21 protein-coding genes are annotated in these 23043 nt (G+C 35.4%); 19 read left to right on the top strand and 2 right to left on the bottom strand.

Annotated features, from left to right (window positions below; translation table 11 throughout):
- Window position 1 precedes the first annotated feature (1 nt).
- A complete protein-coding gene (locus tag C8J95_RS07435) occupies window positions 2-1621 on the bottom strand; it encodes a CTP synthase (protein ID WP_107807797.1) in 1620 nt (539 codons plus the stop codon).
- A gap of 216 nt (window positions 1622-1837) precedes the next feature.
- Between C8J95_RS07435 and radA the strand changes: the two genes are divergently transcribed.
- From radA to C8J95_RS07405, 6 genes are all read left to right on the top strand, one after another.
- Complete coding sequence (gene radA, locus C8J95_RS07430) at window positions 1838-3184, top strand: DNA repair protein RadA (protein WP_059324151.1); 1347 nt, start codon at window positions 1838-1840, stop codon at window positions 3182-3184.
- 20 nt (window positions 3185-3204) lie between these two features.
- Entirely contained in the window at window positions 3205-4359 is a 1155-nt protein-coding gene (locus C8J95_RS07425) for a helix-turn-helix domain-containing protein (protein ID WP_107807796.1), read from the top strand.
- A 2-nt stretch (window positions 4360-4361) separates the two neighbouring features.
- Window positions 4362-5042 carry a class I SAM-dependent methyltransferase gene (locus C8J95_RS07420; RefSeq protein ID WP_107807795.1) on the top strand — a complete coding sequence of 227 codons (681 nt, stop codon included), beginning with the start codon at window positions 4362-4364 and terminating at the stop codon, window positions 5040-5042.
- A 6-nt stretch (window positions 5043-5048) separates the two neighbouring features.
- Window positions 5049-5753 (top strand): VanW family protein, encoded by a 705-nt coding sequence (locus tag C8J95_RS07415; protein ID WP_107807794.1) that lies wholly within the window; start codon window positions 5049-5051, stop codon window positions 5751-5753.
- Between the two features lie 419 nt (window positions 5754-6172).
- Window positions 6173-7147 carry an NAD-dependent epimerase/dehydratase family protein gene (locus C8J95_RS07410; RefSeq protein ID WP_107807793.1) on the top strand — a complete coding sequence of 325 codons (975 nt, stop codon included), beginning with the start codon at window positions 6173-6175 and terminating at the stop codon, window positions 7145-7147.
- A gap of 220 nt (window positions 7148-7367) precedes the next feature.
- Window positions 7368-7943 carry an ACP phosphodiesterase gene (locus C8J95_RS07405; RefSeq protein ID WP_107807792.1) on the top strand — a complete coding sequence of 192 codons (576 nt, stop codon included), beginning with the start codon at window positions 7368-7370 and terminating at the stop codon, window positions 7941-7943.
- Here C8J95_RS07405 and C8J95_RS07400 read toward each other — a convergent pair.
- Entirely contained in the window at window positions 7940-8452 is a 513-nt protein-coding gene (locus C8J95_RS07400; protein WP_107807791.1) for a DUF6702 family protein, read from the bottom strand. The genes C8J95_RS07405 and C8J95_RS07400 overlap by 4 nt on opposite strands.
- Before the next feature lie 88 nt (window positions 8453-8540).
- Here C8J95_RS07400 and C8J95_RS07395 point away from each other — a divergent pair, with 88 nt between their 5' ends.
- From C8J95_RS07395 to C8J95_RS07335, 13 genes are all read left to right on the top strand, one after another.
- Window positions 8541-9119 (top strand): HupE/UreJ family protein, encoded by a 579-nt coding sequence (locus C8J95_RS07395; protein WP_107807790.1) that lies wholly within the window; start codon window positions 8541-8543, stop codon window positions 9117-9119.
- A gap of 111 nt (window positions 9120-9230) precedes the next feature.
- Window positions 9231-11591 carry a M1 family metallopeptidase gene (locus C8J95_RS07390; protein WP_107807789.1) on the top strand — a complete coding sequence of 787 codons (2361 nt, stop codon included), beginning with the start codon at window positions 9231-9233 and terminating at the stop codon, window positions 11589-11591.
- Between the two features lie 545 nt (window positions 11592-12136).
- Complete coding sequence (gene groES, locus C8J95_RS07385; RefSeq protein WP_024564629.1) at window positions 12137-12415, top strand: co-chaperone GroES; 279 nt, start codon at window positions 12137-12139, stop codon at window positions 12413-12415.
- A 108-nt stretch (window positions 12416-12523) separates the two neighbouring features.
- On the top strand, window positions 12524-14149 hold the full coding sequence (gene groL, locus C8J95_RS07380; protein WP_024568375.1) for a chaperonin GroEL: 1626 nt from the start codon (window positions 12524-12526) through the stop codon (window positions 14147-14149).
- Between the two features lie 149 nt (window positions 14150-14298).
- On the top strand, window positions 14299-15222 hold the full coding sequence (locus tag C8J95_RS07375; protein ID WP_107807788.1) for an FRG domain-containing protein: 924 nt from the start codon (window positions 14299-14301) through the stop codon (window positions 15220-15222).
- Between the two features lie 213 nt (window positions 15223-15435).
- A complete protein-coding gene (locus C8J95_RS07370; RefSeq protein ID WP_107807787.1) occupies window positions 15436-16677 on the top strand; it encodes a PIN-like domain-containing protein in 1242 nt (413 codons plus the stop codon).
- Window positions 16678-17022: 345 nt separating this feature from the next.
- Window positions 17023-17535, top strand: coding sequence for a DUF2314 domain-containing protein (locus tag C8J95_RS07365; protein ID WP_107807786.1), 513 nt, complete (start codon window positions 17023-17025; stop codon window positions 17533-17535).
- Window positions 17536-17712: 177 nt separating this feature from the next.
- Complete coding sequence (locus C8J95_RS07360; RefSeq protein ID WP_107807785.1) at window positions 17713-18756, top strand: tetratricopeptide repeat protein; 1044 nt, start codon at window positions 17713-17715, stop codon at window positions 18754-18756.
- Window positions 18757-18922: 166 nt separating this feature from the next.
- Window positions 18923-19219: a hypothetical protein gene (locus C8J95_RS07355; RefSeq protein WP_078780922.1), complete on the top strand. Its 297-nt coding sequence runs from the start codon at window positions 18923-18925 to the stop codon at window positions 19217-19219.
- A gap of 1 nt (window position 19220) precedes the next feature.
- Complete coding sequence (locus C8J95_RS07350; protein WP_107807784.1) at window positions 19221-19892, top strand: hypothetical protein; 672 nt, start codon at window positions 19221-19223, stop codon at window positions 19890-19892.
- A 105-nt stretch (window positions 19893-19997) separates the two neighbouring features.
- The gene (locus C8J95_RS07345) at window positions 19998-20849 is read left to right on the top strand and encodes a GLPGLI family protein (RefSeq protein WP_255412744.1); all 852 of its coding nucleotides are present in this window, start codon (window positions 19998-20000) and stop codon (window positions 20847-20849) included.
- Between the two features lie 9 nt (window positions 20850-20858).
- On the top strand, window positions 20859-21557 hold the full coding sequence (locus C8J95_RS07340) for a DUF6304 family protein (protein ID WP_107807782.1): 699 nt from the start codon (window positions 20859-20861) through the stop codon (window positions 21555-21557).
- 164 nt (window positions 21558-21721) lie between these two features.
- Window positions 21722-23017 carry a hypothetical protein gene (locus C8J95_RS07335; RefSeq protein ID WP_107807781.1) on the top strand — a complete coding sequence of 432 codons (1296 nt, stop codon included), beginning with the start codon at window positions 21722-21724 and terminating at the stop codon, window positions 23015-23017.
- Window positions 23018-23043 lie beyond the last annotated feature (26 nt).

The following is a 23043-nucleotide window of genomic DNA, read 5'->3' as shown; positions in this document are numbered from 1 at the left end:
ATTATTTTTTTGTTTGAAATTTTACCGCAGCATCTACCAACGCCTTAAATAAAGGATGTGGATTAGCTACAGTACTCTTGTATTCCGGGTGATACTGCACACCTACATAGAATGGATGATTTTTCAGTTCCAAAGCTTCTACTAATCCTGTTTCAGGGTTTTTACCTGAAGGAATAAATTCTTTAGCTTCAAAATCAGAAGTATAATCACTGTTGAACTCGTATCTGTGACGATGTCTTTCAGAAATATTTTTAGTATTATAAATATCAAAAAGCTTAGTTGATGCTTTCACAGCACATTTCCATGCACCTAAACGCATTGTACCTCCTTTTTCGGTAACATCTTTTTGCTCCTCCATAAGGTTAATTACCGGATACTCAGCATTTGTATCGAACTCAGTACTATTTGCATTTTCCAGTCCTAATACATTTCTGGCAAATTCAATAGTCATAATCTGCATACCAAGACAAATTCCCAATACCGGAATATTGTTTTCACGTGCATATCTTGCTGCTTCAATTTTACCTTCAATACCTCTGTCACCAAATCCTGGCGCAATCAACACACCATCTACACCATTCAGCAACTCGGCAACATCTCCACTTTCGATATCTCCACTGTAAACCCAACGTACCTTAACCTCTGTCTGTAATGATCCACCTGCGTGGATAAATGCTTCTGCAATAGATTTATAAGAATCCTGAAGGCTTACATATTTACCTACCAAAGCAATTTCTACACTTTTCTTAGGGTTTTTGTATTTTTTCAGGAAGTCTTTCCAATCTGTAAGATCAGGCGTATTAGTTGTTGGCAATGCAAGCTCAGTTAACACAACCTCATCAAAATTTTGCTTATGCAGCTCTAAAGGCACTTCATAAATTGTTGGTAAATCAAGACATTCGATAACATTTGCCGAATTTACATTACAGAACTGTGCTAGTTTTGCACGCTGATCTTTTGGAATTTTATGTTCGGTTCTGCACACTAAAACATCTGCCTGAACTCCATACTCCATTAGCTGGCGTACAGAATGCTGAGAAGGTTTAGTTTTTAGCTCACCGCTAGATGCCAAATAAGGAAGAAGTGTTAAGTGGATTACCATAGAGTTGGTTTCACCAAGCTCCCAACGAAGCTGACGTACACTTTCTATATAAGGAAGAGATTCAATATCTCCTACAGTACCTCCGATTTCGGTAATAATGATATCATAATTTTCTTTTGCAAGAATTTTAATTCTGCGCTTGATCTCATTGGTAATGTGAGGGATAACCTGTACCGTTTTACCCAGGAAATCTCCTTTTCTTTCTTTATCGATAACAGTCTGGTAAATTCTACCCGTTGTAACGTTATTGTTCTGACTGGTTGGTGAATTTAGGAAACGCTCGTAGTGCCCTAAGTCCAAATCTGTTTCAGCACCATCTTCTGTTACATAACATTCTCCATGTTCATATGGATTTAAAGTTCCCGGATCGATATTAATATATGGATCCAGTTTCTGAATAGTTACATTGTAACCTCTGGCTTTCAACAACATACCAAGGGACGCAGAAACGATCCCTTTTCCCAAAGAAGATGTTACACCACCGGTGACGAAGATGTATTTTGTAGCTTTTTTACTCATTAGATTAGGTTTGTGCAAAGTTAAAGGTTCTCATCCAATTGGGCAACGTGAAATGCAATTGATTTAAAAATCAATTAATCAGGCCATTATAAAACAAGTCTTTATTTTCTCTGCCATTATACCTTCACCAAAATCATTCCTCAGCAAAACTTTTTTGTCAAAAAATGAAATTGAAATTGTAATTTGCAGTATTAATCAAAGGTTTAGAGATAAAAAGTGGCAAAGGTCAAAACGGCATATTACTGTCAAAATTGCGGAACCCAGTATCCGCAGTGGCACGGGCAGTGCAAAAATTGTGGAGAATGGAATACTTTGGTTGAAGAAGTCATTGAAAAAACAACTTCAAAAAATTATTCCGGAGAAAAGAAGCAGCACATTATTAATATTATAGAAGTCAATGCACAGGAGGAGCCAAGAATTGCGACTCCAAGTGATGAACTGAATCGTGTTCTGGGTGGAGGTATTGTATTGGGTTCTGTTACCTTAATTGGTGGCGAGCCGGGAATAGGAAAATCTACCCTGCTCCTTCAGCTGGCACTAAAAATGCGCAAACGTGTTTTGTATGTATCCGGAGAGGAAAGTGCATCACAGATTAAAATGCGTGCAGACCGTCTTACCGATCTCCAGAATCCGGAATGCTTCCTTTTTACAGAAACCTCTGTGGACAAAATTCTGCATGAAGCAAAAAAACTACAGCCTCAATTTATGATTCTGGATTCTATTCAGACACTACACTCTGGCCTTATCGAAAGTTCTCCGGGAACTGTTTCTCAGATTCGGGAATGCTCCTCAGAAATTATAAAATTTGCCAAGGAGACCAATACTCCGGTATTTCTGGTAGGTCACATTACCAAAGACGGACAAATCGCCGGTCCAAAAGTATTGGAACACATGGTAGATGTGGTTCTAAACTTCGATGGAGACAGAAACCATCTTTTCAGATTGTTAAGAGCTAACAAAAACCGTTTCGGATCAACATCTGAGATTGGTATCTATGAAATGATTTCTCAGGGTCTGAAAGAAATAAAAAATCCATCGGAAATACTCATCACCAAAAAATTTGAAGAATTATCGGGGAACTCTGTAGCCGTAACATTGGAAGGAAACAGACCTATGCTATTGGAAATACAAGCCTTGGTAAGTACCGCGGTATATGGTACGCCACAGAGAAGCTGTACCGGTTTCGATGCAAAAAGACTCAATATGCTTCTGGCTGTTCTGGAAAAAAGAGCAGGCTTTCAGCTTGGCTCCAAAGACGTTTTCCTGAATATAACCGGAGGTATAAAAACAGACGATCCGGCTCTGGATTTAGCAGTTGTAGCATCTATTCTTTCTTCCAATGAAGATATTGCTATTTCCGAAAAATATTGTTTTGCAGGAGAAATAGGTCTTAGTGGAGAAATCCGGCCTGTTCCCCAAATCGAGCATCGTATCACTGAGGCCGAAAAACTGGGGTATGATAAAATTTACGTTTCAAATCTGAACAAGATACCGAAGCGGAAATTTGCTATTAAGATTGAAGAAGTTAGTAAGATTGAAGATTTCCACGACAGACTTTTTTAGATAATTAAAAAAACATCAGAATGCCGATTGAAAATATTCAGAAATTTGTTCTTGTATTGCTTTACGGCAGTCTGGTTTTGCAGTCGTTCACCCTATTGGCCAATCCGATGAACGTTAATAAGAAAGCAAATTTTGCTTTCGGGATATTTATGTTCCTTTGGTCGGGATACTGGATTCTGGACATATTACAAATATGTGGACTTTCCGCCAGCTATCATTTTATATTTCTGGTCCGGTTTTTACAGATTTTCACGCCGTTATTTCTGTTTTTCAGCGTTGTCTTCTTTATCAATCCCAACTATTATTTCAAAAAAAGGGATCTTATCTGTCTGGTTGTTCCTTTTATCTATTTAGTATTATTGCTAAATGCTGACGAAAACAAGCTGCTAAACACTATTACACTACTCATAGCAGTTGCTCACAATCTGCCATACGTTGCAATTATCTATTACAAAATCAGAAAACACCAGAAAAGGATAGAAACCATTTCATCGGACACAGAAAGCATCAATTTACAATGGCTGATTAAACTAAGCTTACTGCTTTTTGCAACCATTATTATTACTGTTTGCTATGAGCTATTCAATGCTTTTATTTACAAAATGCATCAGAATCTTGTAATGGATTTACTATTCCTGTTTATTGTTTACAGTACTTTTTACCATGTTCTGCGACAAAAAGAAATCTATCCTGTAAGCAAAGTACAACTGGAAGATTTGCTATCTATAGAAACAGAATCTGAAGAAAAGACCGAAAAGAAAAAGTTAATTCCGGATGAAGATTTTGAAGACCTGAAAGAAAAGTTACTAACATTAATAGATTCTCAAAAACCTTATCTGGAAGGCGATCTCAATCTATTAAAACTCTCAGAGCTTATCGGCATCAGTACACACCAGCTATCTTATCTGCTGAACAATGGCTTTGGTGAAAACTTCTTTCAGTTTATAAATAAATACAGGATAGCACATGCCAAAAAATTATTAATAAGCGACACTTATCATAAGATGTCTGTCTTAGGCATTGCTTTTGAATCTGGTTTTAATTCAAAAACAGCTTTCAATACGATGTTCAAAAAGACAATGGGAATAACACCTTCTGAATTCAGAAAAAATCAGAAAGAGGCAGGTTCTACTGAGAAAGATAATTTACATGGTTTTTCTAACAAATCATTCTGATTATGCACCAGAAGGCTATTCAAAAATATTACGATCAACTTGCCAGCACCTATGACGAAAATAGGTTCAGCAATACTTATGGTCAATACATTGATGCACAGGAAAGGAATTTTCTGACATCTTTTTTTCATAAAAATAAAAAGCTGAATCAAACACTGGATCTTGGATGTGGAACCGGCAGGTTATTAGATTTCGCTAATTGCGGTGTAGACTTCAGTGAGGAAATGCTTTCCCAGGCTAAGGCTAAATACCCTTACAAAAAACTGCTCGCAGGAAACATCACAGAGATTCCGTTTGAAAGCGAAAGTCTGGATTGTATTTTTTCATTTCATGTTATCATGCATCAGGATAGAGAAATAACACAGCAATTTCTATCTGAATCATGGCAAAAGCTAAAACCAAACGGATTTCTAATTTTCGATTTCCCCGTAAAAAGGAGAAGAAGAAATCATACATCTACAGAAAACTGGCATGCCTATAATAGTTTTGACTCCGAAGAAATTAAATTTTTATTCAGAAATCAGTGGACTATTATCGAGACCCGTGGGATTTTGTTTTTTCCGGTACACCGTATTCCAAAATATTTGCGCAGATTATTCCTTCCTCTAGACAATTTGCTATGCCGCTCTTTCCTGAAGAAGTGGGCTTCTTACCAGATTATTGTTTTACAAAAGGCTCAGTAAATCCCAATGAAGTTCATCAAAAGATATATTCCCCATTCTTTTAAAATTCAGTTATACCTTCTGAAACGAAAACTGCTGGATTCTCTTCAGAATAAAAAATATGCTTCAGTTATCAACACTAAAGACATTGGTAATATTCAGGCAGAGATGACACTTAGGATAATGCCAAGCCCTTATTTCGAAAATAAACTTCATAACCTGAAAATCGTTCAGCAAAAACAGGAAGGCATTACAATTTATCCGGGCGAATATTTCTCTTTCTGGAAAGTTACGGGCAAGGCCAGTAAAAAAAACGGATTTAGGGAAGGCCGGAATCTTGTAGCCGGAAAGCTGTCTAAGGATACAGGTGGCGGGATTTGTCAGTTTTCATCTTTACTTTATTATTCAGCTCTGAAAGCCGGATTTATCATTACCGAACGCCATCATCATTCTATAGACATCTATAAAGAAGACGAACGCTATATTCCATTAGGCGCAGACAGCACTGTTGTCTATGGTTTCCGGGACTTACAGTTCATCAACCCTTATCATTTTCCGGTTCAGTTAAAGTCGAAAATCGAGGATCATTCAGTTACCTTATATATATTAGCGGAGAATACTCTTCCCCAACATTCTGTAGATTTTGAATACCATCACCACACCGACACGGTGAATGTAAAAACTTTAATCAATCAAAAAGTTGTATCTGAAAGCATTTACCTAAAAGCTTAACCAAGGCAACTTATAAGTAGCTTCCTGCAACACTTCAAATAGAACTCTGATCAAATTTTATCTCAAGAAATATATGCCGGTTTATAAAACAGTACAACTATAGATTGTAATCGCCACTAATACAAGCTTTATCATATAGTTCCGTTTTATAAACAAGGGCTTCCGGAATACCTGCAGGCGGTACATTTGGCTAACAAAACATATAAAAATGTCACTACCTGCAATCCCTCCTACCAGCTATGCACATCTTTTAAAAAGACTGACTATATCTGTAAAATACCTTTTAAGGTCTCTTTTGCAATAAAAATTAATTTATATTTGTTTAGCCTCTAAATAAATGATGCAGAACCAATTACAAAGATGCCTGAAAGTAAATATACCGAACAAAAAACAACACTTAGAACTCTTTCATTAAAAGAATGAAGAATATATTTATTACCGGCATTTCCGGGCTTTTAGGAACCAATCTTGTTAATCTTCTTCTGGAGCAGGAATACAAAGTTACCGGACTCATCAGAAATCCCGATAGTTTCACCGGCACCAGAAATGAGAATCTCACTTTACTAAAGGGTGGGCTTTTTGACAATTATTCTGCTATATTTTCCAATACTGACATTGTTATCCACATCGCTGCGGAAACCAAACAAAATATCCTCCGGTACGAAGACTATTACAAAACCAATTTCGAAGCTACCCGTCATTTATATGAAACTGCTGTAAAATCAGGTGTAAAGAAATTTATTTTCGTGAGTACTGCTAATACTTCCGGCTTTGCAGATTCAGGTGGTTTAGGTTACGAGAACAAGCCAATGAAATTTCCATTCACGGAATCCTTTTATGCGTTGAGTAAAAAAGCTGCGGAAGATTATCTTCTGCAACAAAACAATTCCACAGAGACAGTTATTATCTGTCCTACATTTATGTTAGGTGCTTTTGATACAAAACCCAGCTCCGGCAGAATCATTCTGATGGGGCTACATAAAAAAGTCATTTTCTATCCACCGGGCGGAAAGAATTTTGTACATGTAAAAGATGTTGCACAAAACATTATAAACGCGATAAGCTTTGCTAAAAACGGAGAAAAATATATTGCCTGTAATGAGAATATAAGCTATAAAGATTTCTTTCAGAAGCTGAATAAAATAAACAATCAAAATCCTCTGATGATAAAAGTCCCCGGATTCATTCTGCAGGCAGCAGGCCTTTTCGGAGATCTGTTGAGAAAACTAAATATTAAAACAGATTTGTGTTCTCCGAATATGAGGTCTTTGTGTATTGAGAATTATTATTCCAATCACAAATCGACAACGGAACTCAGTGTACAATACCAGCCTGTTGAAACTGCCATAAAAGAAGCTTCAGATTATTTCAGAAACGACTTTCATAAACATTAAAACTCCGAAGTCATTACTAAGTGCTAGCAGCTTTGCAATTAATTAGAATAAACCACAAAAGGCACAAAAGAAATGTTAATATACTACGGGTATCTAGAGCACAAAGATTTCACCTAAAGGCAAATTATTGCCCCATTAGATCATTCCTTTAATCTGTCCGGGAAAGGCCCGTATAATTTGTTCTGAACAAATTCGCTACCTTTACTCAAATAAAATAAAGATGAATCTCCTTGCTCATTCCTATTTATCGTTTTCCGATGGACAAATTGTGGGCAATATGATAGCGGATTACGTTAGAAATGCCGACAGAGAAAAGCTTCCCATCGAAGTACAAAAAGGCATTGTTATCCACAGGGAAATAGACACCTATACCGATCAGCATCCCATTACGCATAAAGCCAAAAAAGTTTTCCAGCCTTTGGTCAGATTATATTCCGGGGCTTTTGTAGATGTCAGCATGGATTACTTCCTTGCCAACGACATCACAATACATGATGAAACTGACTGGAAAAAACATACACGACATGTGTACAATACATTATGGAATTATGAGGAAATACTTCCGGAAAGATTTCTCCATATCCTTCCTAAAATGGAAGCCGATGACTGGCTCTTTAACTACCGATATGATTGGGGAATAAAATACAGTCTGCAAAATGTTCTGAATAAGGCCAAATATCTGGAAAAGGATATTCCGGTTTTCAATTCATTTATGGAGGAAAAAGATTTCCTGAAAGAATGTTATGATGAGTTTTTTCCGGACCTGAAAAGTCATATAGAAAATCTAAAAGTTTAGAACTGCTGATACTGGTAGCGGTCGGGATACAACAATTTAGTACTCTTCCTTTGCCCTCCTACTACAACATGTATAATATTCATCTGATCGTCGAATAAATTATACAGTATACTCACCGCTGTTTCTATTTTTTTAGGATTCACTACCTTTTCGGTTTCCAGATATACATCTACAGCTTCCGAATTTTCTTCGTAGCCCAGAAAATTGATCCGGATCTGATTGTTATTAACTTTCAGTTTCAGATATTCCTCAAAGTATTTCTGCAGCAAAGCCTGCATGTCGCTTTTAAATTTCGGATTATTGAAGAATACCTTTTTCGCATACTTTTTATCCAGCGCATTTTCCATATCATCTATGAAGAACTTTCCGGTAATCTCAAAAGTCTGAGATTTGGCATTGTAGCTGAACTCTACCGAACCTACATGATATGGATGAACATCTTTTGCTTTTGCAGAAGAAAAAAACAAGATTCCCGAAACCAACAAAAAGATCCTAAAAAAGATTTTCATCTGCACACATTTATAATTAATTAGTATTTAAAAGGCATTCCCGTTAAACTAATTCAAAAATAATCAATATTTTCGCAAAAACGACGCCATGAACGATTTTATGTTTTACCTCAGGATGGGCTGGGATCATATTGTTAGTAAAGATGCACTGGATCATCAGTTATTTATTCTGGTATTAATTGCTGTATACACCCTACAGGATTTCAAAAAAGTACTGATTCTGGTTACCGCATTTACTATCGGGCATTCTCTTACACTGGCACTAAGTGTTTTCGATATACTGAGAGTTCCTTCCGCATGGGTAGAATTTCTTATTCCCTGTACTATTACTATTACCGCACTCATTAATATTTTTGGCAAAAACAATGTCCAGAAACAGATGAAGCTCAACTACTCTCTGGCATTATTTTTTGGGTTGATCCACGGAATGGGATTCGCCAACTCTATCCGGATAACACTAGCCAGGGAGCAAAGCATTGCTACAGGGCTATTAGGCTTTAATATAGGTCTTGAACTGGGGCAGATTGTCGTTGTACTTGTCGTTCTTATTATTCTGTTTTTACTAACAACTATCTTCAAGCTGGATCGGAAAAACTGGATTATGTTTGTCTCCTCTGGTGTATTTGCATTGTCCCTGCAAATGGCTTTAGAAAGAATTCCTTTTTAAAGATTCAATACTTATAAAACAAATATTAAATAATTCTGTAAAAAAGTTCGTTTCTTTTTGCCGAAAATACACCTGCATTTTTATACCTTTGAAATAAAAATAATTTCGGCCATGAAATTTAAGTCCCTGTATTTATTATCCCTTTGCAGCCTTGGTGCTTTTGCACAGAATATTCAGAACAATCCGGGCAGCAATCACGGAAACAAATTCGAACAGCTAGGAACCATACTTCCTACTCCCAATGTATATAGAACTGCCAGCGGCGCACCAGGTGAAAAATACTGGCAGCAGCGTGCAGACTACAATATCAATGCTTATCTGGATGAGGACAAACAACATCTGAAAGCATCCGAAACCGTTACTTATTACAACAATTCTCCCGATACTTTAGACTATCTGTGGCTACAGCTGGATGAAAACGAGCATAGCTCTGTGAACAATGCCGGATTCGAATTTTCCAGTACGATTCCGCAGGCTGTTACATCAGACAAACTGAAGATGTCGGAATTTCCGGTAAAAGATAATGGCTACGGTGTGAGAATAGAAAAAGTTACGGACGCCAATGGCAGCCCGCTAAAATACACTATCAACAAAACGATGATGCGTGTAGACCTTGCTACACCGCTAAAGAAAGGAGAAAAAATAGTCTTCAAAGTAGACTGGAACTACAACATCTCCGACAGAATGAAAGATGGCGGCCGTGGTGGTTATGAATACTTCCCGGAAGATGGCAATTACCTTTTCACCATGACACAATGGTTCCCTAGAATGTGTGTATACAGCGATTTCCAGGGATGGCAGAATCACCAGTTTACAGGACGTGGAGAATTTGCACTTCCTTTCGGTAACTACAAGGTAAGCATCAATGTTCCCGCAGACCATATCGTAGGCGCTACCGGCGAATGTAAAAATTACGATCAGGTAATGTCTTCCGCTCAAAAACAAAGATGGCAAAAGGCACAAAGTGCTACTGCACCTATAGAGATCGTTACACTGGACGAAGCTAAAAAAGCGGAGAAAAATAAATCCAAGGAAAGAAAAACATGGATCTTCGAGGCCAATGATGTACGTGACTTTGCATGGGGATCTTCCCGTAAATTTGTATGGGATGCTATGCCGCAGGTGATCGCCGAAAACAATAACAAAGTAATGTGTATGAGCTTCTACGGAAAAGAAGCTTACCCTATCTACAGCAAGTTTTCCACAAGAGCTGTAGCACACACGATTAAAACCTATTCAGATTTTACAATTCCTTATCCATATCCTGTAGCACAAAGTGTAGAAGCTTCTAACGGAATGGAATATCCGATGATCTGCTTCAACTTCGGAAGAGCAGAAAAAGACGGTACTTATTCCGAAGCGACTAAAAACGGAATGATTGGTGTGGTGATCCACGAAGTGGGACACAACTTCTTCCCGATGATTGTAAACAGCGATGAGCGCCAATGGAGCTGGATGGATGAAGGGCTTAACACCTTTGTGGAATATCTGACCGAAGAACTTTGGGATAACAAATTCCCGTCTAAAAGAGGGCCAGCACATACTATTGTGGATTATATGAAGCTTCCGAAAGACGAGTTGGAGCCCATTATGACCAATTCCGAAAACATTACCCGTTTTGGTCCTAATGCTTATTCCAAGCCGGCAACCGGACTTAATATTCTTAGAGAAACCATTATGGGCCGTGAGCTCTTCGATAAAGCATTTAAAACCTATGCTAAAAGATGGGCATTCCGCCACCCTACTCCGGCAGATTTCTTCAGAACAATGGAGGATGCAAGTGCTGAAGACCTTGATTGGTTCTGGAGAGGCTGGTTCTACGGAACAGATCCTGTAGATATTGCTATAGAAAAAGTAAGCGTTGCAAAAGCTGACACCGATACAAAAGCTGCAGAGAAATCTATTTCTGTAAAAGTTGCAAAACCTGATCTTCCGGTATTCGATGATATTTCAAAAGTCAGAAACCGCGAGGACAAGAAGATTACTTTCTATACCGATAAGGATAAGGAAGCACAGGATTTCTACTGGAGATATGACAGAGGTATGGAGAAAGTAGATCCTAACAAAACTTTCGAAGTAAAAATGCCGGCATCCGAAAACCTGACCGGAAAAGATAAAGAGCAGTATAAAGATACTTACGCTTATCAGGTAGATTTCGCCAACAAAGGCGGACTGGTAATGCCGCTAATTGTTGAATTTACTTTTGAAGATGGCTCCAAAACCAGAGACAGGACTTCTGCTCAAATCTGGAGACACAACGAACAAAAAGCATCCAAAACTTACTTCTTCAACAAGAAAGTAAAATCCATACAACTGGACCCAATGTTGGAAACGGCAGATATCGACACGTCCAACAACTACTGGGGTGCCATGCCTGAAGCCAGCAAGTTTAGCATCTTCAAAGCGAAGCAAAATCAGGCAAGAGGTGCTGCAAATGGTGTGATAAATCCAATGCAGGCCGCAAAGAAATAGCCAAGACCAATTATTAATTAATATGATTGAAAGCCTTATTACCTATGTGATAAGGCTTTTTTTATTGCTTAAACGCAAAGTGCACATTTATTACGTATCTAAGACCGCAGAGCCGCTAACGCTTAGCAAAGGATAATGAGAACTTAACTTTATTAATATCTAAATGATAGAAGTAATTTTACCTTTAGGTGAAATCTTTGTGTCCTAAAAACCGTAGCATATTAATATTATCTTTTGTGCCTTTTGTGGTTTATTCTAACTTTCCACATAGGGATACAATGCTTCTAAACTATGTGGTAAAAAACCTTTCGGCAGCAATATTCTTTTGTGTCTTTTGTGGTTAATAAGCTTCAAATTACGAATACAGATTTGTGCCTTTCTGGTTCGGATCTTAAAATTGTATTTTCATTTTTTCTGCCAAAATTTCTTATCCTGAAAAAAAGTCTGCCAATTTTTAACCCTGAACTTACAACTTGTAACCAATAACCAACTTGGCACATTGTTGGAGAAAACTAAACCAGAAAATCAAAAAAATTAAGATAATTATGTCAGTAAACTTCAAACCATTAGCAGACAGAGTTCTTGTAGAACCAATCGCTGCAGAAACTAAAACTGCTTCAGGAATCATTATCCCGGATACTGCAAAAGAAAAGCCGCAGGAAGGAACAGTTGTAGCTGTTGGAAACGGTAAAAAAGACGAGCCGTTAACTGTAAAAGTTGGAGATAAAGTACTTTATGGAAAATACTCTGGTGCTGAATTAAAACTAGAAGGAAAAGACTACTTAATCATCAGAGAAGCTGATTTATTAGGAATCATCGGATAAGCGATAAAGCTTATTGCTATTGGCTTCCGGCAGATAGCTTTCTATATAAAAATTAATTTAAAAATAATGCTTGGCGTCTGACGTCTGGCATCTAATATCTAAATAAAAATGGCAAAAGAAATTAAATTCGATATTGAATCAAGAGACGCCCTAAAAAGAGGTGTTGATGCATTAGCAAATGCAGTAAAAGTAACATTAGGTCCTAAAGGTAGAAACGTAGTAATCGAAAAATCTTTCGGTGCACCACACGTTACAAAGGACGGGGTTTCTGTAGCTAAAGAAATCGAACTTGAAGACAAAGTAGAAAACATGGGAGCTCAAATGGTAAAAGAAGTGGCTTCCAAAACTAATGATATCGCAGGTGACGGTACTACTACCGCAACTGTATTGGCACAGGCTATCGTAAGAGAAGGTCTTAAAAACGTAGCTGCTGGTGCAAACCCAATGGACTTGAAGAGAGGTATTGACAAAGCTGTTGTAGCTGTAGTTAAAAACCTACAATCTCAGTCTCAGTCTGTAGGAGATTCTTCAGAAAAAATCGAGCAGGTTGCTTCTATCTCTGCAAACAATGATGATACTATCGGTACCCTAATCGCTGAAGCTTTCGGTAAAGTAGGTAAAGAGGGTGTAATCACTGTAGAAGAAGCTAAAGGTACTGATACAACTGTAGACGTTGTAGAAGGTATGCAGTTCGACAGAGGATACCAGTCTCCTTACTTCGTAACCAACCCGGAAAAAATGGTTGCGGAACTAGACAATCCTTATATCCTTTTGGTTGAGAAGAAAATCTCTTCTATGAAAGAATTATTACCAGTTCTTGAGCCGGTTGCACAAGGTGGTAAATCTCTGTTAATTATCTCCGAAGAAGTTGAAGGTGAAGCTTTAGCGACGTTAGTAGTAAACAAACTAAGAGGTTCTCTTAAGATTGCTGCTGTTAAGGCTCCAGGATTCGGTGACAGAAGAAAAGCTATGTTAGAAGATATCGCTATCCTTACAGGTGGACAGGTGATCTCTGAAGAGCAAGGCTTCACTATGGAAAACATTACTTTAGATATGTTAGGAACTGCTGAGAAAGTTTCTATCGACAAAGACAACACAACTATCGTAAACGGTGGTGGTGAAGAAGCTAAAATCAAAGGAAGAGTAGCACAGATCAAAGCTCAGATGGAGACTACTACTTCTGACTACGACAGAGAAAAACTTCAGGAAAGACTGGCTAAGTTAGCTGGTGGTGTTGCTGTACTTTATGTAGGTGCTGCTTCTGAGGTTGAAATGAAGGAGAAAAAAGACAGAGTAGACGATGCACTTCACGCAACCAGAGCTGCTGTAGAAGAAGGTATTGTTGCTGGTGGTGGTGTTGCTTTAGTAAGAGCGATCTCTTCTTTAGACAACCTTACTGGTGCTAATGCTGACGAAACTACAGGTATCAAAATCGTAAAAAGAGCAATCGAGGAGCCATTGAGACAAATCGTTGCAAATGCAGGTGGTGAAGGTTCTGTAATCGTTGCTAAAGTAGCAGAAGGTACAGGTGACTTCGGATACAATGCTAAAACTGACGAGTATGTAAACATGTTGGAAGCAGGTATCATCGACCCTACTAAAGTAACAAGAGTTGCTCTTGAAAATGCAGCTTCTGTATCAGGTATGCTTCTTACAACCGAGTGTGTAATCACTGAGGTGAAGAAAGACGAACCAGCTATGCCAATGGGTGGTGGTATGCCAGGAATGATGTAACAATCGGCGACCGACGCAATAAATAAAAAAACCGTTCTGGAAACAGAGCGGTTTTTTTTATGCTCCAAAATAATATTTTACACAAATACGGTTTTCCGTAAGGAAATATTATTTATATATTTTAAATTAGTGAGAAATATATTGAGTCAATGAGTAAAATCGAGAATGTTAGTCAATTTATTGAAAAAATTATAACCTTAACTACTAATCACGAAGATAATTCGAAAAACATTTATTGGTTTAGGGGTGAAGCAAGTTCAGAATTTGAAACACCTCTCGTTCCAAATGCATATAGAGTACTTTCTGAAACTTTAGAGCATACAAAAAACAAAAGATTTTTTTCAAAAAATATTAAATCTATTGAGTCTAATATTGATGCTGAATATTACAGAAAATCTTTTAGATATTTGAAAGAAAGTAAAGTGAAAAATAATTTTGTTAATAGATATTTCTTAATACAGCATTACGGAATACAAACAAGATTATTAGATTGGAGTGAAAATGCATTAATTGCATTATATTTTGCTGTAAGTTCTAATAAAGATAGGGATGGTCGAATATGGATACTAAACCCTTTCGGACTAAACAATATTACTTTTCAGAAAATTTTAGGAAGTGAAAAAAATTGTAAAATGATCCCTACTTTTAGTGATAATCATAAAAGAAAAAGGCTTTTTAATAAAGAGGGGAAATTTAGAATGAGAGAGATCTCAAGAAGGTATTTACTTATGGATTTTTCAAATGATAAACTACCTGAAAGTTCTTATTTCCCATTAGCAATTTATCCTCCATATTTAGAAAATAGATTACAGTTTCAATCTGGCTGTTTTACCATTTTTGGTAATGAAATAAATGGATTAATGGAAATTGAAGATTCTAAAATTTTAAATAGCTTAATCATTGATAAAAATAATAAACAAAAAATATTAAAAGAATTAGAAATTCTCGGAATAAGTGAAAACAGCATCTATCCAGGATTAGATGGGTTGGGCAAAAGTTTAAAAACCAAATATTCTCAAAAATATTTCGACAATACAGAAGCAATTTTTCATGTACTTCAAAATCAAGATTAGTACTACATTTTGGCAAATGTGAGGTTAGTATATGAATAAAAAATACTCTTTACATTCAAGCTTTTCGATTTTTTTAAAGTTCTCAAAATATACTAGGAACAATGTACTGGTAAACAACTTAAACAATATATTAATCTGCCCTAAAAACACAGCAATTTTTATACCCGATAATAATTTTAACCATTTTGAAATTTTTAACTATAACACATCCTCATGAAAGAAAAATTTAAGCATTATCATTTAATTGAAAACTTAGAGAACTTATATAAAAATGCTATCATTGTTCTAGATACAAATTCTATTTTAAATATCTATAGATATAATTCTGACAACAGAAATAAGTATTTGGAAATACTTAAAAAGGTATCTCATAGAATCTTTTTAACAAACCAAATATGCAATGAGTTTTACAAAAATAGATTTCTAATTATTGAGAATAGAACAACTTTCAAAGAAAACATTTTTGAAATGATTTCTGATAATCAAAATAAATTACTGAATATCTTAGATAATTTTACCGGCAATGAAAAATACAATTCGTCATTAAGTATTTTAAAACATGAAATTGAGTTAAAAGAAAATATTTCAAATAATTTAAAAAAATCTCTTGAAAAAATTAAAAAATCAATTGACGAATTTAATCAAGATTTAGACATTTCTTATATTCAGAATAATGATCCCATATTAGAAGAGATCACTTCAATTGTAGGAAATAAATTATCTGACGAATTTTCAAATGAAGATTTAGATAAAATATATAAAGAAGGTGAAGAAAGATATTCCAAAGAGATTCCTCCAGGCTATAAGGACAAAGATAAGCCTGATAATAATAAATATAATGATTTAATAATTTGGAAAGAAATTATTGCTCTTTCCAAGTCACAAGGTAAAGACATTTTATTTATTTCTGATGATAGAAAGGAAGATTGGGCAATCAAATTTAAAGGAAAAGATTTTGGACCAAGAAATGAGTTAATTAAAGAATTTATTACCGAAACAAATCAACTTTTTTATTCTATAACAACAAAACGATTTATCGAAATAATTTCTAATATTCATAGCATTACGGATACGGAATTATTAATAAAAGAAACTGAAAATATCACTAAAAACATTTACGAAAAAGAAAAGGAGTTCTTAAGAAGTATTGAAAACTTAAAAAATGAACGTGAAAAATTTGACAATATCATATTCAATAGTAAATATTTTAATATAGATCATAAGTTGCCTGCAAGTGAAATTGAGAAAGAGAGATTGACAAAAATGTATAACCTCTTTAAACACAAACAAGAATTAGAAAAAGAAAATGAGGAGATTCAAAAAAGAAAAAATGCTAAAGAAATTGACGATTTAAAAGAAAAATTTATTTGGAATTTTTTGAAAGACACTTATAATAAAAACAATGATGATCACGACGACGACGATGATCATGAATTTATAGTTTTCGAAAAATAAAGACTTCCACCGCGAGCGCGAGCGTCACACTCGTGCTAAGCAAAATATAAAATTCTTTTCCCACCCCAAATAAATCAGCCGGAACCAGCAGTTTTTTACCCTCCAAGTTTTAATACTGAAAAGAAAAAAGATGAGATGATGACCAAGCTGGAACAGTTTATCCAAAAATAATGGTTGGCAACCGAGACAATACATAAAAATCGTTTTATTTTATATAAGGCGGTTTTATTTTGAAAGCAACAAGTAATAGTACATACTAAAACAATGACTCTTATTCCAAAAATCTCTGATTTAGATTAATCAAATAACAAGTTTATATAACCCGAATTAACAATATCGAATTAAATGATATACCCTAAATTTTCAATCTGCCTACTTTTAAGCATCACAATACTAAGTTGTCAGAAAAAAGATAAAATTGTAAAAAGAGATAATGAACCTGATGTTCATCTTTTGCAAAGAGAAGATAATGAAATGAATACAGCAATAGAAAATGCACAAAAATCATTATACAAATTCAAAGAAGCAATAGAAAGTCACAATCCTGATTATTACAATTTCGCACTGAAAGAAAGATTTAATACTGCAGGTTCCGGAGGTGAACATATTTGGATAAGTAAAGTTGACTACTATGACAATAAATTCTACGGAATCGTAAGTGATGAACCAATTTCAACCATGGAAGTAAAATTGGGAGACACCATTGAGGTTAATCCTCAAAATATAACAGACTGGATGTATATCGATAAAAATATTGTAAAAGGTGCTTACACTACAAAGGTTTTAAGAAAAAGAATGTCACAACAAGAACGTACACAAATGGATAAAGAGAGTGGAGTTACTTTCGAAAATGAGTAAAACATATAATAACGAAAATAGTTCCCTACTATCGCGTAGCTTAATATTAAAAATGATAAAAAAACCGTTCTGTTTCAAGAATGGTTTTTATTTTTATAAAACTGAGCATTATAGATAATTTTTCACGTTCTACATTCACATAATGTGTAAATTTAGCTGTTAATAAAATCTATATACATGAAGAAATTTTATTTGTTGTTTCTGTGTTTCTCAACATTAGGATTTGCCCAAAATAAGTCAGAAGCCGAAAAGAAAATTCGTGAAGGGGTTACGCTTTATGATGAAGGAAAATATGATGAAGCTTTGTCCAGATATAACGAAGCTCTAAATCTTGATAAAAACAATTTCTTTGCTCTTGCTGAAAAAGCTATGACTTTAGAAATAATGAAGAAGTATGATGAATCTATTGAAGTTAGTGAACTTGTTTTAAAGCTATATTCAAAAGAAGATAATGCAACCGTTTATGTTACTTACGGAAATGCTTTGGATCATATTGGTAAATCGGATTTAGCCATTAAAGCCTACAACGAGGGAATAAAAAAATATCCCGATTATTACCACCTTTATTTCAATAAAGGCATTGCTCTATATAAAGTAAAAGAAACTGAAAAAGCCACAGAAGCATTTCAGATAACAACCAGACTAAATCCCAATCATGCAGGTTCATACAATGCATTGGCTGTAATTGACAGATCCAACAGAATCCCCTCAATACTAGCAGCGGGAAGGTACCTGATACTAGACAATAAGTCTTCAAGAGCCAAAGGCAATCTGGAGACTATGCTTACATTGATGAAACAAGGCATTAGCAAAAGCGGAGACAACTCAATCAATGTTTCTCTCTCTTCAATATCGGACGATAAGACAAATAATAAAAAATCAAATACCGATGATTTCTCCACTGTCGATATTATGCTTTCAATGTCTGCAACCCAAGATCTACACGAGGAAAATAAAGACAAAACCGAAATTCAGAAGTTTATAGACAAGTTTTCCCCAGTTTGTCGGATCATGAAAGAAGTAAAGCCGAAACAAAAAGGCTATTACTGGAATTTTCTGGCACCATACTTTATTGAAATGAATGAAAAAAACTTACTTGAACCTTTTGCCAATATTATTTTTCTATCCGTTCAGGATAAAGATGCTATTCAGTACAGCGAACAACATCAGGATAAGATTAAAGAATTTTATAGCTGGTCTAAAAACTACAACTGGAAATAACATACATCATGAACAACAGCAGGCAAATCTCCTCGCTAACGCGAACGTCACGCTCGTGCTTGAATCCATATAAATTAGCCGGAACCAGCCATTTTTCATCGTTCAACTTTTATTTATATTTGTTTCTATAGCAAATAGGTAAAGCAAAAACAGTATACAAATTGAGATGAAACCCGCCAGAATTCAAGTTGACTTTAACGAACTTATTGAAAGCGATTTGGTTTTGCTTTCCCAGCAGGACATTAAATTGGACTATAGCGGGCAAGAAGTTTTATTATTCCCGGGCAAAGAAATTGACATTTATATGGATGATACAGATGAAAATGGCGCTGTTGACAATTTAGTAGCCAGTGGAACTGTAGAGCTAAATAAGACGGGATTATTTCCGATTTGCAAATGGAATTGCAGAATTAATGCAAATGGGATTCAACATGAAAGCGAATTGAAAAATAATAAAAAGTAAATTGAAAAATAAAAGCATAACATTTATTGTCTTTTTAAGCTATCTAACATTTTCTTGCGGTCAGAAAAATGAAAAAGTCGAAAATAAAATTTCGGTTGAAAATACAAATACTGAAAACTCAATTTCTACAGAAATTAAATCGACTACGAAAGAAAATGAAATAAACGATGCTATAATAAAAATCGTTAAGGCCTATCAAAAGAAAGATGAAAATACCTTAAACAGCCTAATACACAAAGATTACGGCCTTACATTTCTGTTTGCCAGAGGCATCGCTGATAATATCTCTATAGCAAAACAAATTTCATTCAATGAGCCTGTTCCAGAATATTTACCGTATGACACAAATTTTGAAACGCAATATCTGATAAATGAAACTGGTTCTCCTGTCTTTAGCTGTGAAACTGAAAGCTGGAATAAGCCTTCCGGAATTTATGTTGATATGACGACTAACGAAAAATTTTTATCCACAATTGCAATAAATGAAAATAAGCTTACGGAAGAAACCATTTGGAATGAAAAAGAAATTAAATTATTTGAAGAAATAGAGCGTAAAAGTCATAAAGTCACTTTAATTGGTAAAAATCAAGAAACTTTTATTTTCTACATAGCCAAAATAAATAATAAATGGTATCTAACTGCAATAGATAGATTTGAAGTTTGTTCTGCCTAAAAAACACTAAAACAATAAAAATAGATCTAGTTTTAGGGAAATATTCATCGTATGGGCTCGTAAGTCTAAGAATAAATGTTATTTTTACTTTTTACACCAAACGCCATGAATAACGCTAAGAAAATTTCGACATTTCTACTCTTCTTTTTATTTACTTTATTTTATTCTCAGGCAGAGAAAAAAGACACGCTTATCGCTGACTTTACCTATTCCCTGAAAGCAAAATTATATAAATCGGCTCCCGATCAGGTATTCGAAGAACTATTCTCTTTGCAGGTGCTGAAGGATCGTGCGTTTTTCATTAGTGAGAAATCGATGAAATTTGATTCAACATTTCAAAGTGAGTTTCAAAAAGCAACTGTGGGAGGGAATCTAAATACAGACTTTAGAGGAAAATCTTTTCCAAAGACAAAATTTCAGTATACAATATTACAAACCAATCAGAATACTCAGTATTTTGAAAGAGCCGGGATGTCATTATTAGGTTACAAAGAGCCTGTAATCAACAACTGGAAACTTGTGGACGAGTCAAAAACAATACAATCATTCAACTGCAGAAAAGCTGAAGTCAACTACAACGGAAGAAACTGGACAGCATGGTATACCACGGATATTCCGCTTGCTTATGGTCCCTATAAATTTACCGGATTACCAGGATTAATTATCAAAATATCCGACGAGAGTGGAGATTATGATTTCGAGTTGGTAAAATCTGTATCAGGCAATAAACTGAAAGGAAAGAAGCTTACTATCGAAAAACGCAGGTATGAGAATGCTAGCATAACAACTATGGCGGGCTTACGTGAGGCCAAAAAGAATTTCGTTAACAATGCGGTCGGAGCTCTTCAAAGTATGGAAACAACCATAGCACCAGAATCCAGAGAAACCTTCCGGAACATTCAGTTGCAAAAACAAAAAAGCTTTAACGACGAGAATACTATTGAAAGAATTCAGTAGCACAGCACAATGACAGAACGAACAAAATACAGTGGAACATATACTGACAATTCAGGAACAACAGCTGTAATTGTTGAAAATGATTTTAAAAATTTATATACCGAAATTTACGGTGTTAAATTTTCGGGTTCCGAATTTTCCGACCTGTCTGTCGATGATAAATCAAAATATACCGAGCAGCAACTGCAAAGGTTTACATGGAGCAAAACATCCGTTTATAACTCAGAAACAGTCAGAGAAGAACTTTGCAACTGTACTTTTGAGATTCTTATTTCACAGCTGATTATAGACAAAACAACGGATACAGAATTTTATTCAGATCTGAAAATTGAATACATACTTGGCAATGCGGAACCAGACGGCGGAATTGAAGAAGAGAAAATTTCAATTTCTTTGACCATAGAAGGAAAACTTTATACCGGTACTGGTGATCTGACAGAAACCGCACTGGACGATATCTATAGTCAATTTGGAGGAAAGTATTATTTTAAAAATTGTTATGGCTGTATGTACGGTGATTACAGTGTTTACGGACAAAGTGGTTTTGGGACAATGCTATGCTTTGCCGCCCCAAAAGAGAAATATAAAAAAGTGACTAACAAACAGGAATATATGGATCTGGAAACTGATGAAACAACTACAGTACAGGAAATATATTGCTGCAACCAATATGAAGTAAGAAGAGCCGGAGCAGGCTATCGTGGCTAAGAAAAATACCAACACCAGTTATAAAAAGCATAAACAATCAAACACTGATCACTTATTCTTTTCTAAACAAAATCAATCGATTATAATATATTTCATAAACATAATCCCAATATAATGCTTAAATTTAGACTTTACATCTAAATACAGGTTAAAACTAAACCTCCATGAAAAAAATATTTTTAGCATTTTTACTCTTAATCAAGATTTCAACAATATCTGCCCAAAAAGCTGAAACCCCGGATTTAAATAGTATTTCCAATTATTTTGAAGAAATTAAAACTGCTGCTCAGCAAAACATCAAGCTATGGAACAAGGATCTGTATGGCGGAATTTTGTTGGTAGAACCCAAAACCAGACAATTATACAGCAACGAGCCGGACACCCAAAATAGCTTGACAAAACAAGGCAATATCTACGTTGGCAAATTACCCGACAATATTAATATAGCCAATACTTCCCTAATGTGGAATGGCAAAAACTGGGCTATGATTATGCTGCCATTGTCTGAAAATAAAAACAACCGCATAAACCTACTGGCGCACGAACTTTTCCACAAAGCCCAATCTGCATTAGGCTTTACCCAAAACAATAAAGAAAGCAACCATCTAGACCAGAAAGATGGGAGAATATACCTTCGTTTAGAATTAGAAGCCCTTACAAAAGCTGTGCTTTCCGATTCAAAAAAAGAACAGAAAGAGCATCTGACCAATGCGCTTATCTTCAGAAAATACAGAAATTCTCTTTTCCCGGAATCTGCCACAATTGAAAATCAACTGGAACTGAATGAAGGTCTTGCCGAGTATACCGGATTTATGATAAGCGGAAGAAACAAAGCGCAGACAAAAGAACATTTTGTGGCGACCACCAATGCATTTCTTAAAAACCCTACTTATGTTCGCTCATTTGCCTACAGCACTATCCCTGTTTATGGTTATTTACTTAGTCAAAAAGATAAATACTGGAACCAAAAAATTAAAGGCGACACCAACCTTACAGATTTCTTTATTCAGGATTTTGGTATAAAAATACCCAATAACTTAAAAGCAAGTGTTGAAAAAATAGCCAGCAACTACAACGGGACAGCAATTTTTTTGGAAGAAAAAGTAAGAGATGAAAAAATAAAAAAACTGATCGCCGGGTATAAAAGCAAATTCATAGAGCAGCCACATCTCGAAATAAAATTTGAGAAAATGAATGTTTCTTTTGATCCAAGAAATATAATCCCGATTGAAGATAAGGGAACCGTTTATCCACAAATAAGAGTTACCGACAATTGGGGTATTCTGGAGGTTACAAAAGGTGCATTAATGAGCCCTAACTGGGACAAAATATCGGTAAGCGCTCCTGTAAAAATAAACGATGAACTGATTGAAGGTGAAGGCTGGACGATCAAAATAAATAAAGCCTACACCTTAAAAAAAGATGAAAAGAGTAATAACTATTTTCTTGGAAAAAAGTAAGAGCAAATAACGATAAAATACAAACA

Source organism: Elizabethkingia sp. YR214, assembly GCF_003058195.1.
Taxonomy (GTDB): Bacteria; Bacteroidota; Bacteroidia; order Flavobacteriales; family Weeksellaceae; genus Elizabethkingia.
This window is presented reverse-complemented; position numbering and strand designations above follow the sequence as displayed.

What these genes read in the sequence shown, in the direction of transcription:
- C8J95_RS07340 (WP_107807782.1), top strand. Translation starts at nt 20,859, where the DNA reads ATGACAGAACGAACAAAATACAGTGGAACATATACTGACAATTCAGGA.
- C8J95_RS07410 (WP_107807793.1), top strand. Translation starts at nt 6,173, where the DNA reads ATGAAGAATATATTTATTACCGGCATTTCCGGGCTTTTAGGAACCAAT.
- C8J95_RS07365 (WP_107807786.1), top strand. Translation starts at nt 17,023, where the DNA reads ATGATATACCCTAAATTTTCAATCTGCCTACTTTTAAGCATCACAATA.
- C8J95_RS07425 (WP_107807796.1), top strand. Translation starts at nt 3,205, where the DNA reads ATGCCGATTGAAAATATTCAGAAATTTGTTCTTGTATTGCTTTACGGC.
- C8J95_RS07395 (WP_107807790.1), top strand. Translation starts at nt 8,541, where the DNA reads ATGAACGATTTTATGTTTTACCTCAGGATGGGCTGGGATCATATTGTT.
- C8J95_RS07390 (WP_107807789.1), top strand. Translation starts at nt 9,231, where the DNA reads ATGAAATTTAAGTCCCTGTATTTATTATCCCTTTGCAGCCTTGGTGCT.
- C8J95_RS07415 (WP_107807794.1), top strand. Translation starts at nt 5,049, where the DNA reads ATGAAGTTCATCAAAAGATATATTCCCCATTCTTTTAAAATTCAGTTA.
- C8J95_RS07435 (WP_107807797.1), bottom strand. Translation starts at nt 1,621, where the DNA reads ATGAGTAAAAAAGCTACAAAATACATCTTCGTCACCGGTGGTGTAACA.
- C8J95_RS07360 (WP_107807785.1), top strand. Translation starts at nt 17,713, where the DNA reads ATGAAGAAATTTTATTTGTTGTTTCTGTGTTTCTCAACATTAGGATTT.
- C8J95_RS07405 (WP_107807792.1), top strand. Translation starts at nt 7,368, where the DNA reads ATGAATCTCCTTGCTCATTCCTATTTATCGTTTTCCGATGGACAAATT.
- groES (WP_024564629.1), top strand. Translation starts at nt 12,137, where the DNA reads ATGTCAGTAAACTTCAAACCATTAGCAGACAGAGTTCTTGTAGAACCA.
- C8J95_RS07400 (WP_107807791.1), bottom strand. Translation starts at nt 8,452, where the DNA reads ATGAAAATCTTTTTTAGGATCTTTTTGTTGGTTTCGGGAATCTTGTTT.
- C8J95_RS07370 (WP_107807787.1), top strand. Translation starts at nt 15,436, where the DNA reads ATGAAAGAAAAATTTAAGCATTATCATTTAATTGAAAACTTAGAGAAC.
- C8J95_RS07345 (WP_255412744.1), top strand. Translation starts at nt 19,998, where the DNA reads ATGAATAACGCTAAGAAAATTTCGACATTTCTACTCTTCTTTTTATTT.
- C8J95_RS07355 (WP_078780922.1), top strand. Translation starts at nt 18,923, where the DNA reads ATGAAACCCGCCAGAATTCAAGTTGACTTTAACGAACTTATTGAAAGC.
- C8J95_RS07420 (WP_107807795.1), top strand. Translation starts at nt 4,362, where the DNA reads ATGCACCAGAAGGCTATTCAAAAATATTACGATCAACTTGCCAGCACC.
- C8J95_RS07335 (WP_107807781.1), top strand. Translation starts at nt 21,722, where the DNA reads ATGAAAAAAATATTTTTAGCATTTTTACTCTTAATCAAGATTTCAACA.
- groL (WP_024568375.1), top strand. Translation starts at nt 12,524, where the DNA reads ATGGCAAAAGAAATTAAATTCGATATTGAATCAAGAGACGCCCTAAAA.
- C8J95_RS07375 (WP_107807788.1), top strand. Translation starts at nt 14,299, where the DNA reads ATGAGTAAAATCGAGAATGTTAGTCAATTTATTGAAAAAATTATAACC.